This window comes from Cryobacterium suzukii, assembly GCF_004403185.1.
Lineage (GTDB): Bacteria > Actinomycetota > Actinomycetes > Actinomycetales > Microbacteriaceae > Cryobacterium > Cryobacterium suzukii.
In genome coordinates, this window is record NZ_SOHJ01000014.1 from 340,759 (window position 1) to 355,473 (window position 14,715).

Here is a 14,715-nt window from a genome sequence, read left to right on the forward strand (position 1 = left end):
TCAGCCCTCATGGCGGCCGGTGTGGTTGGTCTTGAACGTCTCGGGGTCGAGCAGATGACTGCCTGTGGCTGTCGTGGGTTGGCCGCGCAGTCGGCGGGCTTTCACGGCTGACTGCACGTAGTGGTACACCGTGGGAATAAGGGTGATGACCACCGCGCTGAGCAAGATCAGGTCGATGTACGACGTAACGAATTCGGCCACTGGCGGAATGTAGCCGAGAAAGTACCCGCCGAAGGTCAGGCCGGTACCCCAGAGCAGAGCGCCGATGAGGTTGTAGAGGGTGTACTTGCGGTAGTCCATGTGGCCGACGCCGGCGGCGACCGGTGCGAAGGTGCGCACAATCGGCACGAACCTGGCGACGATGACAGCGACGCCACCGAATCGCACGAAGAAGGCATTGGTGCGGTCGACGTTCTTGATGCTGAATAAGCCGGATTCTTTGCGCTCGAAGACGCGGGGACCAAATTTATGCCCGATCAGGTAGCCGACTTCACCGCCCAGAAAAGCGGCAAACCCGATGGCGAGTGCCACCCACCAGATGTCGATCTGGATGACGCCGGCAGCGGGGAACGCGAGCAAGCCGGTGATGATGAGCAGGGTATCGCCCGGCAACAGAAAACCGACCAACAGGCCGGTTTCGGCAAACACGATCGCACAGACGACGAGCAACGCCCACGGGCCGGCCGATTCAATGATCTGGGTTGGGTCGAGCCAGGGAATCAGTGCGGTGTGAATCACGCGGGGAACTCCAGTCGGCGGAGGGCAGACGTTCGGGTAGCGACGGCGGGTGCCGAGACACAGGGTAGCGCCTAATAGTGAGAGAATGCCGGGCTGCCGACCCCTGAAACAGGGGGTTCGTCAGACGGTTGAGAGCTCGTCTCGAGGTCGCGGACCGCGGCATCCGCAGCGAGTCGCCTGTAGTGAACGGAACGAACGCCCCTGGAAAACCGTTCCGGCGAAGGCCAAGCCTAGATGAGCAGAGAGCAGAGAACGGCGCCCGTGTGAGAGAGCATCCTTCAATGTGCTGACCAGTGCTAAAAATGTGGACCATGTGCGGGAGAGGGGACTTGAACCCCCACGCTCGAAAGCACAGGAACCTAAATCCTGCGTGTCTGCCAATTCCACCACTCCCGCTGGTACTTTCCTAGTCTAGTTGGCCAGGTGCGCGGCAGGGTCTAGTTGGCTGGGTCTGTCCCTGTTGTGGCGTTACGGCCGAGCAGTGCTGGCGCATAGGACTCCATTTGCGCGCGGAGTGCCGCGACGAGCGCCGCGACCGCCGGCAGCCGCAATGACTCGGTGCGTAAAACCATCCAGTACGGCAGGCGTTCCTGAAAATCGTCCGGAAGGAGGCGCACCAGGTCTGCATGCTGATCGGCCATGAAGCAGGGCAGAAATCCGATCCCGGCGCCGGCCCGGGTTCCCTCGACGTGCACGAATACGTTGGTGGAGCTGAGCGACTCCCGCATCTGTGGCACGAGCCGTCGGGGGGCATCGAGGTCGTCGACCTGAAGCATGGAATCCACGAAATAGACGAGCGGATGCTCGGTCAGCTCGGCAATGGTGGCCGGTGTGCCGTGGGCCTTGAGGTAGCGACGTGAGGCGTACATTCCGAGGCTGTAGTCGCCGAGCAGAATTGACTCGGCCCGATGCACCTGCGGCTCACCCACGACGACTTCAATATCCAGCCCTGAACGGTGCTGCAGGGCGCGGCGGGTGACGGTGACGATTTCGACTCGCAAGAGCGGATGTCGGCGCTGGAGTACGGCCACGGCCGGAGCAGCGATATAGGCGCTGAAGCCGTCCGTCGCCGACATACGCACCACACCGGAGATCTGTTGGGCTTCGGCGTCGGAACCACGCAGTAGGCTGACGGCAGATTCCACCCCCTCGGCCGCGGTGCGAGCGCGTTCTCCGAGCTCGGTCAGTTCCCACCCGCCCATGGCGCGTGCCAGTAGACGGCCGTCGAGGACCTTTTCGAGGGCGGCGATGCGCCGAGACACGGTGGTGTGGTTTAGGCCCAGGCTGTCAGCCGCGGTCGTGAATCGGCCGGTGCGGGCGACCGCGAGAAAGATGAGGAGATCATCGGGATTGGGAACGGAACCGATGGCGGAAAAGGTCATATCTGCAATTATGCACACGCGCTCTGGTGTTTTGGCTCTTGTTGCCCGCCCGTCGTGCGTGAATACTCAGTTAGGTCGTGATTTTGTTAAGACGACCGCAATCTTTCCGCATCCTCTCACCGTAACTACGTGTCATTGCCGACACAAAGGAGACAGACAATGAGTGTCAATCACCGCGTTGGGGCTGCCGGTTCCGGCAAAGCTACGCGCAACGCCGGCGGCGAAACCGAGAAATCCGGCCTGAAGAAAATCGTTGCCGCTTCCATGGTCGGCACGGTCGTGGAGTGGTACGAGTTCTTCCTCTACGCGACCGCCGCGAGCCTGGTCTTCGGTACGGTCTTCTTTCCGAACGCTGGCAGCGAGCTCGACGGCATCATTGCCGCCTTCCTCACCTATGCGGTCGGCTTCATCGCCCGCCCGCTTGGCGGCATCGTTTTCGGTCAGATCGGTGACAAACTCGGCCGCAAGCACACCCTGCAGGTGACCATCATCATGGTTGGTGCCGCCACCTTCCTGATGGGATGCCTGCCCGGCTTCGACACCATCGGCTACTGGGCGCCGGCCCTGCTCGTGGCCCTGCGCTTCATCCAGGGATTCGCCGTCGGTGGCGAATGGGGCGGCGCCGTCCTGCTCGTCGCCGAGCACAGCCCGAACCAGTCCCGAGGCTTCTGGTCGAGCTGGCCTCAGGCCGCCGTTCCGGTGGGCAACCTGCTCGCCACCCTGGTGCTGCTCACCATGACGTGGATCCTTCCGCCCGAACAGTTCCTCAGCTGGGGCTGGCGCGTGGCCTTCTGGCTCTCCGCGATCATCGTCGTCATCGGCTACTACATTCGCACCCACGTCAGTGAAGCCCCGATCTTCCTCGAGGCCCGCGCGCAGGTCGAAGCCGAGAAGGCCGTCAACTACGGCGTGCTCGAGGTCGTACGCAAGTACCCCAAGGGCATCCTCGGAGCCATGGGCCTGCGGTTCGCCGAAAACATTTTGTACTACATCATCGTGAGCTTCACGATCGTCTACCTCAAGACAGTGCACGAATACGACACCGGCCAGTTGCTGATCGCCCTGCTCATCGCGCACGTTGTGCACTTCATCGTCATTCCCCAGGTCGGTCGTCTCTCCGACCGCGTCGGCCGCAAGCCCGTCTATCTGGCCGGCGCCGTGCTCGGTGCCACCTGGGCGTTCTTCGCCTTCCCCATGTTCGATACCCTCAACCCGGTGCTGATCATTCTGGCCGTCACGGTCGGGCTGTGCTTCCACGCCCTGATGTACGCGGGCCAGCCCGCCATTATGAGCGAAATGTTCCCGACTCGCATGCGCTACTCCGGTGTGTCCCTCGGCTACCAGGTCACCTCGATTCTGGCCGGCTCGATGGCGCCGATCATCGCCTCCGCTCTGCTGCAGCAATACAACAGCTGGGTTCCGGTCGCGATCTACATCATGATCGCCTGCGCCATCACGGTGGTCGCCGTGGTCACGCTCAAGGAGACCAGGGGAGCGTCGCTGCGCGAGGTCGACGCTGTCGACGCCCGCAAGCACGGGCTCGAGCCCGTCGGTACCGGCGACTGACCCTCGAGCAACTGGGTCAGGGAGGTGAGGCGCCGGTGGTGCCTCGTCTCCCACAAACCTGCCCGTGCAGTGATCGTGCAACCAAAGGAACATCATGACTGATCTCACCCACGCCGGCAGCGTCAACGCCGCCCCCGTTCGTACCGGCGCGCAGCCCCTCTCCGGGCGTCGCGCCGTCGTTACCGGCGGTGCGAGCGGAATCGGCGCCGCCGTCGTTCGGGCGCTTGCCGCCCGCGGCGCGCACGTCGTCGTCGCCGACATCGACACGGCGGGTGCTGCCGCGCTCGCCGAGGAGGTCGGCGGGTCGGTCTGGACCGTCAACCTCATGGATACCGCCGCCCTCACCGATGATGCGCTCGCGTCCGCGCTCACGGGGGTCGACATCCTGGTCAACAATGCTGGAATCCAGCGCATCAACCCGATCCAGGACTTTAAGCCGGCCGACTTCCACAACATCCTCACGCTCATGCTGGAGGCGCCGTTCCTGCTGATTCGAGCCGTGCTGCCGCAGATGTATGCGGCGAACTTCGGGCGCATCATCAATGTGTCGTCGGTACACGGCATTCGGGCCTCGCCGTTCAAAAGCGCGTATGTGTCGGCCAAGCACGGACTCGAAGGGTTGTCCAAGGTGACCGCCCTGGAGGGTGGCGCGCACGGGGTCACCAGCAATTGTGTGGCTCCCGGCTATGTGCGCACGCCGCTGGTCGAGAAGCAGATCACCGACCAGGCGCTCGTGCACGGAATTCCGGAATCCGACGTGCTCAGCAAGATCATGCTCACCGAGAGCGCGATCAAACGGCTGGTTGAACCGGCCGAGGTCGGCTCGCTCGTGGCGTGGCTCGCCTCGGACGACGCCGCCATGGTCACCGGGGCGAGCTACACGATGGATGGCGGCTGGTCGGCCCGATAAGGGTGGGTCGGCCCGATAAGGCTGGTCGGCTGCCCTGGGCGGTCTCAGCGGGTCGAGACGAATGATCGCAACGGATGCCCCGGCATCCGGTGCGATCATTTTTGCTGTTCAGCGCAGTAAAAAACAAGCCCTGTGGACAACTTAGGCGAAGAATCATAAATCGGGCCATCATTCGGGGATGACCGAAGCCGTTCGTATCATTACAGAGCAGGTTCGACTGCGGGTGCGCCGCGAGGGCGTTGACCTCGCGGCCGACAACGCGTTGGTGGAACAGTACGTGCGCGACGAACTGCGCCGCTACAGTGAGCGGGCGCTCGGCGGGCTCGCGCCGATGATCGCCGATGAGCACCAGGCCGCCCGCGAGGTCGTGGCAGCGCTCACCGGATTCGGAGTGCTGCAGCCATTTCTCGACGATCCGGAGATCGAAGAAATCTGGATCAATGGTCCGGCCCGAGTGTTCGTAGCACGAGACGGGGTGCCCGAGCTGACCACGCTGCTGCTCGGCGAGCAAGATGTGCGTGACCTGGTCGAGCGGATGCTGCAGGCCTCCGGTCGCCGCGTCGACCTCTCCTCGCCGTTCGTTGACGCCTCGCTACCCGACGGTTCACGGCTGCACGTGGTGATTCCGGACATAACGCGTAAGTATTGGGCGGTGAACATTCGCAAGTTCACCCGGCGCATCCGCGATCTCAACCAGCTGGTCGGGCTCGGCGCGCTCACCCAGCAGGCAGCCGATTTTCTTCGGATTTGCGTGCTGGGTGGGCAGAATATTCTGGTCTCCGGCGCCACCCAGACCGGCAAAACCACGATGCTGAACGCCCTGCTCTCGTCGACCCGGCCGGGCGAACGCATCGTGACCGTTGAGGAGACCTTCGAACTCGACCTGTCGGCCCGCGATGTCGTCGCGATGCAGTGCCGGCAACCGAGCCTGGAGGGAACCGGGGAGATCACCCTGCGGCGGCTGATCAAGGAGTCGCTGCGGATGCGGCCCGACCGGCTCGTGGTGGGCGAGGTGCGCGAGGCAGAAAGTCTCGATCTGCTCATCGCCCTGAACAGCGGGCTGCCCGGAATGTGCTCGATTCACGCCAACAGCGCCAGGGACGCGCTCGCGAAACTTTCGACCCTGCCGCTGCTGGCCGGCCGCAACATTGACTCCTCGTTCGTGCTGCCGACCGTGGCGGGCTGCATCGACATCGTCGTGCACTGCGAGATCGATCGCCACGGCCGCAGGCGGGTCACCGAAATCATCGCCCCGAGCGGCCAGTTGGCGGGCTCGACCATCGAGGCGAGCCCCCTCTTCCTCTCGCCGCATGGCCACCTTGAGCCGACCGGTTCGCATCCCACCAAGCTCGCCAAGTTTCGTGCAGCCGGCGTCGACCCGGCCCAGGTCTTACGGCAGGGCGCCGCATGACGCTCGTGCTGGGGTGCCTGCTTGGGAGCGGAATCGTGCTCGTTCTTTCACCGTTCCTCTGGCCAGTCGCGTCCGCTGCCAAGCGCACGGGCGTGGGGGAGCGGATGCGGGTGCGCCTGGTGCAGGGCGGGCTGCGGTCCGTTCCGGTTCCGGCGTTCCTGGCACTGTCGGCGATCGTGGGTGTGGCATCCGCTGCCCTGGTGCACGGAATCTTCGCGGTGCTCGCGCTCAGCGCTGTCGCCGGTTTGGCCGGGCTGCTGCTGCCCTGGTCGATCGTGTCGTGGCGGGCGGCGGCCCGGCGCCGAGCCAATCGCACGGTGTGGCCCGACGTCGTCGACCATCTGGTGTCGGCGCTCCGCTCCGGATTGGCATTGCCAGACAGCGTGAGCAGCCTCGCCCAGGCCGGTCCGATCGGGACCCGAATCGCCTTCGCCCAATTCGAGCGTGAATATCGCGCGACCGGCAATTTCAGCTACTGCGTTGACGAGCTCAAACGATCTCTCGCTGACCCGGTTGCCGACCGCATTCTCGAGACGCTGCGGATGGCTCGCGAAGTTGGCGGCAGCGACCTCACTGTCGTACTGCGCAGCCTAGCGGCCTGGCTGCGCCAGGATGCCGCTGTGCGGCTCGAAGTGGAGGCCCGCCAGTCGTGGGTCGTGAACGCCGCCCGACTCGGCGTTGCGGCACCGTGGATCATCCTCATTCTGCTCGCCTCCCGCCCCGAAGCGGCCATTGCCTACAACTCGCCGGCCGGCATCGTCGTGATCGCGAGCGGACTGGCCCTGTCGGTCATCGCCTATCGAGTGATGATTGCTCTCGGTCGACTTCCGGAGGAACGCCGATGGTTCGCCTAGTCGGCGGGTGCCGCCGATGAGCGCCGCACTCGGCTGGGCCGTGTTGTGCGGAACGGGCCTCGGTGTGGGGTTGTGGTCGCTCGTGAGCTTGACGCCGCGGCTGACCAGGCCCCGCCTGATCGACCGCGTCGTGCCCTACATTCTTGATATTTCTCCCGAAGCTCGTCGCATCGTCGCCCGGCAAACGGTGAACCCGATTCCCGTGCTGGGAACCCTGTTCGCACCGCTGTTCGGCGCGCTCACACGGGGGTTGTCGAGTCTTCTCGGCGGCAGCGAGACCGTTGCGCGCCGACTGCACCAATCCGGGTCGGTGAAGACGGTCGAGGAGTTTCGTTCCGTGCAGCTCGTCTGGGCCTTGCTGGCGTTTGCCGCTGGAACGGTGATCACCATCGTTGCCCTGCCCGAGCTGTTACTGCCTGCCCGTCTGGTCGTGCCGTTCGTGGCCGCGGTCGGGGGCGCCATTCTGCGGGATTGGCTGCTCCAGCGTGCAGCCACCGCCAGACTGGCTCGTATGCGCAGCGAACTGCCGACCATTCTTGAATTCCTCACCCTGTCGCTGTCGGCGGGAGAAGGCATTCTGGATTCGATTCGACGGGTGTCGCTCACCAGCACGGGGGAGCTGTCTCGCGAATTCGCGGGCGTGGTCGCCGACGTTCATACCGGGATTCCCATTGGTTCGGCACTGCAGTCGCTGTCGCGCAGCATCCAGTTGCCGGAGGTGACTCGGTTTGTCGATCAGGTCACCGGTGCGCTGGACCGGGGGTCGCCACTGGCCGAGGTGCTGCGGGCGCAGGCGCAGGATTCCCGCGACCAGACGAAGCGCACGCTGCTTGAGTTGGCAGGAAAGAAAGAAGTTGCGATGCTCGTGCCGCTGGTCTTTCTTATTCTCCCGATGACTGTTCTCTTCGCTGTTTTTCCCGGACTTGTCGTGCTGCAGGCCGGGTTCTGACGCTCCACTTCACCATCCACCCCACGAGAAAAGAGAATGACATGACCGGAATCATGCGCCGCTTCAACACCCTGCTCCGCGATGAAACAGGAGACGTGCCAGGCTGGGTGCTGATAACTCTGATGACGGCCGGCTTGGTTTTGATCATCTGGGGACTCGCCGGCCCGGCGCTCAGCGGGGTGTTCCAGCAGGCCATGGATCGCGTGAGCAGTTTCTGACCGGTCGACATGCCCAAATTCGATAAGCGGATGCGGCGCCGCGCCTCGCTGCGCCGCACCCCGTTGCGAGACGAGGCGGGTTCCGCCGTGGCCGAATTCGTCATGGTGGTGTCATTGCTGACCTTTCTGACGCTCATGGTCATGCAGCTGGCCCTCGCGCTGCACATTCGCAACACAGTGCTCGACGCCGCGGCCGAGGGCGCCCGCTACGCCGCGCTCGCCGACAGCAGTCTGCCTGCGGGCGCACAACGCACCCGCGATCTGATCACGACAGCTATTGGAGCGACCTATGCCACCGATGTCGTCGTCCAGTACGGAATGAGTGCCGGATATCCCACTGTCGAAGTTCGGGTGATCGCGCCGCTACCGCTTATGGGCTTGCTCGGTGCCCCGCGCGGATTGGACGTGGTCGCTCATGCTGCGGTCGAATCGTTGCAGTAGGTGGTCTGAGGCGGGCTCGGCTTCGCTGGAATTCATCACGGCGGGCATGATCCTGCTGGTGCCCCTGGTCTATTTGGTGCTCGCACTGTCCGCTCTGCAGGGTGGTGCGCTCGCCGTCGAGGGAGCCGCCCGGCAGGCGGCCCGAGTCTACGTGCAGGCCCCCGACGAGGGCACCGCGACGGCGCGGGCCCATCGAGCCGTTGCCTTCGCGCTCTCGGATTACGGGCTCGACCCGGGCGACGCTGAAGTGCAGATCGAGTGCGCCGGCGGAACCAGTCGCTGTTTGACCAGCCGCGGGCTCGTGACGGTCACCGTGCGAATCGGCATTGCCCTGCCGCTGGTGCCCGACATGCTTGCACTGAACCAGAGCGCGAGCGTGCCGATGACAGCGGCCTCAACGCAGATGGTGTCCCGATTTGGCGGCCTCGGATGACCGGGCGCCGGTCGCCCGCGTCGAACGAAGCGGGTTCGACCCTGTTGCTCACCATTTTTTATGGCTTTCTGGCGCTGAGCCTCGTGCTCGTGGCCCTGTCGGCGACGTCGCTCTACCTCGAACACAAGCGGCTGCTCGGCCTCGCCGACGGTGCAGCGCTTGCCGGGTCTGAGGCGTTCACCCTCGACGCGGTGCAGGTCGGTGTGGTCGGGCCGCGGCCGCAGCTGAGATCGGGAGACGTTTCGGCGGCGGTCGGTGAGTATTTGCGCCTCGTTCCGCACGACTCCTTCGAGGCGCTCACCGTGACGAGCGCGGCATCCGCTGATGGGCAGAGCGCGTCGGTGACGCTGCGATCGTGGTGGCGTCCACCCGTGCTTACCCTCGTGGTGCCCGACGGGGTGCCACTGGAGGTGACGGCGGTGTCCCGGGCGGTGTTTCATTAGACGGGGCACACAAAGTCGCACTGGTAATTTCAGGATAGAAGCGTACGCTACACAGACACGTAGTCGACATGGAAGCCTCCTACCTCGTAGGAGGCTTCAGGCTTTTTTGTACCGCGGTCGACACCGTGCCAGCCCCGGTCCCCGGTTGGTAGTGCCGGCGATCTCAGGTCGTCGTTCATCCGGGCTGGTCGCCGCCGGTTGACGTGGCCCAACCCGGCGGCCGTGCAAGACCGAGATCGGCTGTGAATCATGGATGCGTTACTGGACGAACACGTCGTGGACGAGCTCGACTTCGATTCACTCCTCCCCTGCGAGGGCGTGCATCACGACCGCGGACTCAGCGGTCACGACCCGGCCGAATCGGGCGGATACATGGTGATCTCACCGTGCTGCGGCCCCAAGGTGATCCAGTGTGCGTCGCGGGTCGACGCCATGCGCGTCTCCGGCGTGCTCTACTGCGGGTCGTGCCGGCACGAGCACCTCACGAGCGAATACCAGTTCATTCCGCTGCAGCTGTAGCCGGCCGCTCGCGCCCGCATTTCGAGAGCGGATGCCGCGAGCGGTACTGTCGGTAGGTGCCCTGATGGCGCCGACAGGAGCAGTGTGCGTACCAGGCGGGACAAACTGAGCGGTGCGGGAGCTCAGCTCGCCACCGAGGTCAGCATCAACTTTGGCTCATCTCTGGCCGGACTGCTCATTCCCGTCGTCGGTTCGCCCATCGTGGTCGCGGCCCGCCAGATCGTCATGGTTATCGTCGTGCTGCCGCTCGCCCGGCCCAAGTTGAAAAACCTGACCTGGGCCCGAATCTGGCCGGCGTTGGCCCTCGGCGTCGTGCTCGCCGTCATGAATCTCACCTTCTACCAGGCCGTCAGCATCCTCGGACTCGGCATTGCGGCCACGATTGAATTTCTGGGGCCCTTCGCCCTGGCTTTGATCACGAGCCGCCGCGTCCTGGACTTCGTGTGCGCTGCGGCCGCTGCCGGAGGAGTCTTTCTGCTGACCTGGTCGGACGGCACGCTCAACGTGCTCGGCATTGTGCTCGCGCTCACCGCAGCGGCCTCGTGGTTCTTCTACATCCTGCTCACCCGCCGGGTGGCGACCGAATTCGCGGGACTGGAAGGCATCTCAGTTGCGAGCATGGTCAGCCTGGTGATCGTGGTACCGATCGCGCTGTTCACCCTCGATCTGTCGGCCTTCACCTGGGGCGTCGTGGGACTGCTCCTGCTCGTGGGCGTGGTCTCCTCGGCATTTCCGTACACGCTCGACACCTACATTCTGCGGCGGATCAGCCCGCGCCTGTACGCGATAATCACCAGCTTTGGACCGGTTATCGCGGCCGGGTTCGGCGCGCTCGTGCTGGGCGAGACCTTCACACTGCTGCAGCAGATCGCCATCGTCGTCGTCTGCGTGGCGGCCGGAGCAGCGATCGCGACCCAGCGTGATCGGCCAATGTACGACCTTGAGCTGACCGCGACCGCCATCCCTTAGGGCTGATGAGTCTGCGGGGCAGGGCCGTGGCATCCACTCAACGAACGGCGTTATTCGACGCGCAGGCCGAGGTGCGCGGCCAACAACGGTGCCAGCAGGCTCAGTTGGGCGTCGTCGATCGTCGCGCCGCGCAGTCCCTCAAGGCCGTGCACGGCCGAGAAATCACTCGAGCGCAGGTCGACGTCCTTGAGCTTGGCGCCACCGATCTCGAGGGTGCTGATGCGGCAGTTCTGCAGCTCGAGTCGCTGCACGGTGGCGCTGCCGAGGTCGAGTTCCTCGATGATGCAGTTGCTGAGGAGCACGTCGGTCAGGGTGGCGTTGCGCAGGTTCACGAAATCGAGCTTCGAGCCGTCGATGTGCACTGAACGCATCGTCGCCTCGTAGGCCTCGACCGAGCCGAGCCGAGCGTGCTCGATGCGTACGTCCCGCCAGCTGGAGCGCGGCGCGCTGAACACCGGCGCGTGGAGGTCGGTCGCGAGGCACTCCGAAAAGGATGCCCCGCGCAGTGCGGTCTCGTGCAGGGACACCTTGCTAAATTCGCACTCCTCGAAGGTGATGCCGGTGAGGTCGCGGCCATCCAGGTCAATGCCGGTGTACCGCTCGGCTTCGCGGGCGTCACCGGTACGCAGCAGCACGCCATCGTCGTCAACGAGGTCGGGCAGGATGATGCGGTCGATCGACGCCTTGCGGGTGGTTGCTTTCGCCACTTATTCGATGGGTTCGAGCACGAAGACGGGAATCTCGCGCTCGGTCTTGACCTGGTAGTGGGCGTAGTCGGGGAATGCAGCCACGGCACGCTCCCACCAGACGGTCTTTTCGGCGCCGGTGACTTCGCGGGCGCGCATATCCCACTTCTTCGTGGCGTCTTGTAGTTCGACCTCGGGGTGCGCCACGACATTGGCGTACCAGACCGGATTCTTGGGGCTGCCGCCGAGTGAGGCGACGACGGCGTACTGGCCGTTGTGTTCGACGCGCATCAGCGGTGCCTTGCGGAGCTTGCCGCTTTTCACCCCGACGGTGGTCAGCACGATCACGGGCATGCCGCGCAGGGTCGTTCCCTCCGTGCCGCCGGACTTCTCGATCTGGTCGACCTGGTCGCGCACCCACTGGGAGGTGCTTGGTTCGTATTCTCCGATGAGGGGCATACTCCGAAGCAACGCCCGAGCCGCTGGGAACATTCCACCCGGCCGGTACCGGCGAGTCGTACTTCACGACGTCGGGAGCATAACTCCTGCACATCGTGGGCCCCGATGTGCGGATGCCCGCAATGTCAAGGAAGTTCTCTGGTTGGCTCGCAAACTGCAGGCGTTATGCGCCGCTGGCTGGCTGGGCGTGGGATTGAGCGCCGGGACCGCCACCAGATTTCGCGGTTAGAACTGGCGGGGGCGGTGCGGGGCGTACCGGGGAAGGTAACGGCGCAGCAGAACAGCACCGCACAGGCCGACAACCCCCATTAGTCCGCTCGCGACCGAGAGCGAGGCCAGGGCGGTGATGCCCGCGACGGCCAGCGGGGCGGCGGCGCTGCCGAAGTCGGCCGTGAACCGCCAGGCGCCGAGAAACGGCGCGGGATTCGGGCGGGGAGCCAGATCGGCACCGAGGGTCATGAGCAGGCCGCTGCCGATCCCATTGGCCAGCGACAGAAACATGGCCACGCCGATGAACCATTCCACATTGCTCGGCAGGTCGTGCGTAAACGCGAGCGCCAGGTGACCAGCGCCGAGCCCGATCATTGACGGCAGTGCGCTCCAGATGCGACCGAATCTGTCCATGATTTGGCCGCTGGCATAAAACAGGGCGAAGTCGATACCGCCGGCGATGCCGATGATGAGCGCTGTGTCGGGGGTGCTGATGCCGATGCTGACCGCCCAGAGCGGGAGCATGACCGTGCGGGTGGCTCGCATGGCACCGATCAGGCCGGCGCCGGTACCGAGCCGCAGCAGCACTCCGCGGTGACTCCAAATGGTTTGGAACAGGCCCTGGACGGGCACGGCCGGCCGCGCCGTTCCGGTGCTGCTGATTGCTCCCGCGGTCGTGGCGGTGGCGTCGAATACAGTTTTACCAGCGGAGGGAACGGCAAATGTCTTCGATGGGTCCGGCAACAACAGCAGCAGCACTGAGGCACCGACGCAACAGACGATGAACACCCAGAACACGGCCTGGGTGCCGCCGGTCAGGTGGATCAGTCCCGCCGAGAGAAACGGGCCCACAAACCAGCCGGCCCGAAACACGCCGCCGAGGGTTGACAGCGCGCGGGCCCGATAGACCAGCGGCACGTAGTTGGTCATGAAGGCATGCCGGGCGAGCGCGAAGATTGCCGTGGCGAGGCCCACCAGAAAAATACCGAGGCCGAGCACGAGCGGGTTGGGAGCGAGAATGCACACGATCACGGCACCGATAGTCAAAGCGGACGCCCAGATCATCGCATTGCGCTCCCCAATGCGCGAGACAATCCAGCCGCTGGGAATATCACCGACGAGTTCGCCGAGCATGACCATCGCCGCGATTACTCCCGCGATGGCGAGGGACGCTCCGAGGTCACTCGCAACCACCGGAATCAAGGGGATGATGGCGCCCTCACCGATCGAAAAGAGCAGCGTCGGCAGAAACGCCACCAGGGCGACCGAGCGCAGGCTAAAGGGGCGCTCGTCGTTGCTCATCGATTCGATGCTACCCCGGTGCACTCACTCCGCGCTTTCCGCGTGCTTGCCGTGCCTGCCCCACCGCAGACTTCGCCCGGTAGGCTGAACAGAACATGATTGACTTGGATTTCTCAGTACAGATCGCCGCGCTGCGGACCACCTTTGGCGACATCCGTTCGGTGATCGACATTGATCGACTGCGCGCGGACATCGACGACCTCAGCGGCGAGGCCGGCATGCCCGATTTGTGGGACGACACCGAGCACGCGCAGAAGGTGACGAGCGACCTCAGCCACCGGCAGGCGCAGCTGGCGCGCATCGAGAGCATCACGACGAGGCTCGACGATCTTGAAACTCTCGTGGAGATGGCCAACGACGGCCAGGGCGACCAGGAACTGGCCGATGAGGCCACCGTCGAACTCGCCAGCCTGCAGAAACTGCTCGGCGAGCTCGAGGTACAGACCCTCCTCAACGGCGAATTCGACGAACGTAACGCCGTTATCACCATTCGTGCCGGTGCCGGGGGAGTGGACGCGGCCGACTTCGCCGAGATGCTGTTACGCATGTACCTGCGCTACGCCGAACAGCATGACTACCGCACCACCGTGCTCGACATTAGCTACGCCGAGGAGGCCGGCATCAAGAGCGCCACCTTCGAGGTTGACGCCGCCTACGCCTTCGGCACGCTCAGCGTCGAGGCCGGCACACACCGTCTGGTGCGCATGAGCCCGTTCAACTCGGCCGGCAAGCGGCAGACCTCCTTCGCGGCGGTCGAGGTGGTTCCCCTGATCGAACAGACCGAATCGATCGAGGTGCCAGACGGCGACATTCGCGTCGACGTCTTCCGTTCCAGCGGCCCCGGCGGCCAGTCCGTCAACACCACCGACTCGGCCGTGCGCATCACCCACCTGCCCACCGGCACGGTGGTGAGCTGCCAAAACGAGAAAAGCCAGATTCAGAACCGCGCGGCCGCCATGCGCGTGTTGCAGTCGCGACTATTGGTGCTTGAGCGCGAGAAAGAAGCCGCGACCAAGAAAGAACTCGCCGGCAACATCACCGCGAGCTGGGGCGACCAGATGCGCAGCTACGTGCTCGCGCCCTACCAAATGGTTAAGGACCTGCGCACCGAATATGAGGTGAACAACCCCAGCAACGTCTTTGACGGCGACCTCGACGGATTCATCTCGGCCGGCATCCGCTGGCGCAAGAAGGCTCCCGAAGACTAAACGGATGCTGAGGCTTC

The 14,715-nt window shown here is 64.6% G+C and carries 17 protein-coding genes and 1 tRNA gene; 12 read left to right on the forward strand and 6 right to left on the reverse strand.

Annotation, left to right across the window (positions count from 1 at the left end; all coding sequences use genetic code 11):
* The 3 genes from E3T39_RS15370 to E3T39_RS15380 all read right to left on the reverse strand — a co-directional run bounded on the left by E3T39_RS15370 (window position 1) and on the right by E3T39_RS15380 (window position 2,120).
* Window positions 1-735: a DedA family protein gene (locus E3T39_RS15370; RefSeq protein ID WP_174845148.1), complete on the reverse strand. Its 735-nt coding sequence runs from the start codon at window positions 733-735 to the stop codon at window positions 1-3.
* 317 nt (window positions 736-1,052) lie between these two features.
* Window positions 1,053-1,134 (reverse strand) — tRNA-Leu (locus tag E3T39_RS15375).
* Between the two features lie 41 nt (window positions 1,135-1,175).
* Window positions 1,176-2,120, reverse strand: a complete 945-nt coding sequence (locus E3T39_RS15380) for a LysR family transcriptional regulator (RefSeq protein WP_134516708.1) — start codon at window positions 2,118-2,120, stop codon at window positions 1,176-1,178.
* Window positions 2,121-2,279: 159 nt separating this feature from the next.
* Between E3T39_RS15380 and E3T39_RS15385 the strand changes: the two genes are divergently transcribed.
* The 11 genes from E3T39_RS15385 to E3T39_RS15430 all read left to right on the forward strand — a co-directional run bounded on the left by E3T39_RS15385 (window position 2,280) and on the right by E3T39_RS15430 (window position 10,833).
* The gene (locus E3T39_RS15385; RefSeq protein WP_134516709.1) at window positions 2,280-3,686 is read left to right on the forward strand and encodes an MFS transporter; all 1,407 of its coding nucleotides are present in this window, start codon (window positions 2,280-2,282) and stop codon (window positions 3,684-3,686) included.
* Between the two features lie 94 nt (window positions 3,687-3,780).
* The gene (locus tag E3T39_RS15390; RefSeq protein WP_134516710.1) at window positions 3,781-4,596 is read left to right on the forward strand and encodes a 3-hydroxybutyrate dehydrogenase; all 816 of its coding nucleotides are present in this window, start codon (window positions 3,781-3,783) and stop codon (window positions 4,594-4,596) included.
* Between the two features lie 178 nt (window positions 4,597-4,774).
* On the forward strand, window positions 4,775-6,007 hold the full coding sequence (locus tag E3T39_RS15395) for a TadA family conjugal transfer-associated ATPase (RefSeq protein ID WP_134516711.1): 1,233 nt from the start codon (window positions 4,775-4,777) through the stop codon (window positions 6,005-6,007).
* Entirely contained in the window at window positions 6,004-6,861 is an 858-nt protein-coding gene (locus E3T39_RS15400) for a type II secretion system F family protein (RefSeq protein ID WP_134516712.1), read from the forward strand. Before E3T39_RS15395 ends, E3T39_RS15400 begins: the two co-directional genes overlap by 4 nt.
* A 16-nt stretch (window positions 6,862-6,877) precedes the next feature.
* The gene (locus tag E3T39_RS15405; RefSeq protein WP_134516713.1) at window positions 6,878-7,810 is read left to right on the forward strand and encodes a type II secretion system F family protein; all 933 of its coding nucleotides are present in this window, start codon (window positions 6,878-6,880) and stop codon (window positions 7,808-7,810) included.
* Between the two features lie 41 nt (window positions 7,811-7,851).
* Complete coding sequence (locus tag E3T39_RS16210; RefSeq protein ID WP_166784150.1) at window positions 7,852-8,028, forward strand: hypothetical protein; 177 nt, start codon at window positions 7,852-7,854, stop codon at window positions 8,026-8,028.
* 9 nt (window positions 8,029-8,037) lie between these two features.
* Window positions 8,038-8,469, forward strand: coding sequence for a TadE/TadG family type IV pilus assembly protein (locus E3T39_RS15410; RefSeq protein ID WP_241979750.1), 432 nt, complete (start codon window positions 8,038-8,040; stop codon window positions 8,467-8,469).
* Window positions 8,470-8,515: 46 nt separating this feature from the next.
* A complete protein-coding gene (locus E3T39_RS15415; RefSeq protein WP_241979751.1) occupies window positions 8,516-8,902 on the forward strand; it encodes a hypothetical protein in 387 nt (128 codons plus the stop codon).
* The gene (locus E3T39_RS15420; protein ID WP_134516715.1) at window positions 8,899-9,345 is read left to right on the forward strand and encodes a pilus assembly protein TadG-related protein; all 447 of its coding nucleotides are present in this window, start codon (window positions 8,899-8,901) and stop codon (window positions 9,343-9,345) included. The genes E3T39_RS15415 and E3T39_RS15420 overlap by 4 nt, the downstream gene beginning before the upstream one ends.
* 249 nt (window positions 9,346-9,594) lie before the next feature.
* Entirely contained in the window at window positions 9,595-9,864 is a 270-nt protein-coding gene (locus E3T39_RS15425; protein ID WP_134516716.1) for a hypothetical protein, read from the forward strand.
* 84 nt (window positions 9,865-9,948) lie between these two features.
* Window positions 9,949-10,833 carry an EamA family transporter gene (locus tag E3T39_RS15430; protein WP_134516717.1) on the forward strand — a complete coding sequence of 295 codons (885 nt, stop codon included), beginning with the start codon at window positions 9,949-9,951 and terminating at the stop codon, window positions 10,831-10,833.
* Between the two features lie 50 nt (window positions 10,834-10,883).
* Here the strand turns inward: E3T39_RS15430 and E3T39_RS15435 are convergent, their stop codons facing one another.
* The 3 genes from E3T39_RS15435 to E3T39_RS15445 all read right to left on the reverse strand — a co-directional run bounded on the left by E3T39_RS15435 (window position 10,884) and on the right by E3T39_RS15445 (window position 13,490).
* On the reverse strand, window positions 10,884-11,540 hold the full coding sequence (locus tag E3T39_RS15435) for a pentapeptide repeat-containing protein (RefSeq protein ID WP_134516718.1): 657 nt from the start codon (window positions 11,538-11,540) through the stop codon (window positions 10,884-10,886).
* Window positions 11,541-11,978, reverse strand: coding sequence for a nitroreductase family deazaflavin-dependent oxidoreductase (locus E3T39_RS15440; RefSeq protein ID WP_134516719.1), 438 nt, complete (start codon window positions 11,976-11,978; stop codon window positions 11,541-11,543).
* Window positions 11,979-12,203: 225 nt separating this feature from the next.
* Window positions 12,204-13,490 carry an MFS transporter gene (locus E3T39_RS15445; RefSeq protein ID WP_134516720.1) on the reverse strand — a complete coding sequence of 429 codons (1,287 nt, stop codon included), beginning with the start codon at window positions 13,488-13,490 and terminating at the stop codon, window positions 12,204-12,206.
* A 95-nt stretch (window positions 13,491-13,585) separates the two neighbouring features.
* Here E3T39_RS15445 and prfB point away from each other — a divergent pair, with 95 nt between their 5' ends.
* Window positions 13,586-14,698 (forward strand): peptide chain release factor 2, encoded by a 1,113-nt coding sequence (prfB, locus tag E3T39_RS15450; protein WP_104192894.1) that lies wholly within the window; start codon window positions 13,586-13,588, stop codon window positions 14,696-14,698.
* Window positions 14,699-14,715: the final 17 nt, after the last annotated feature.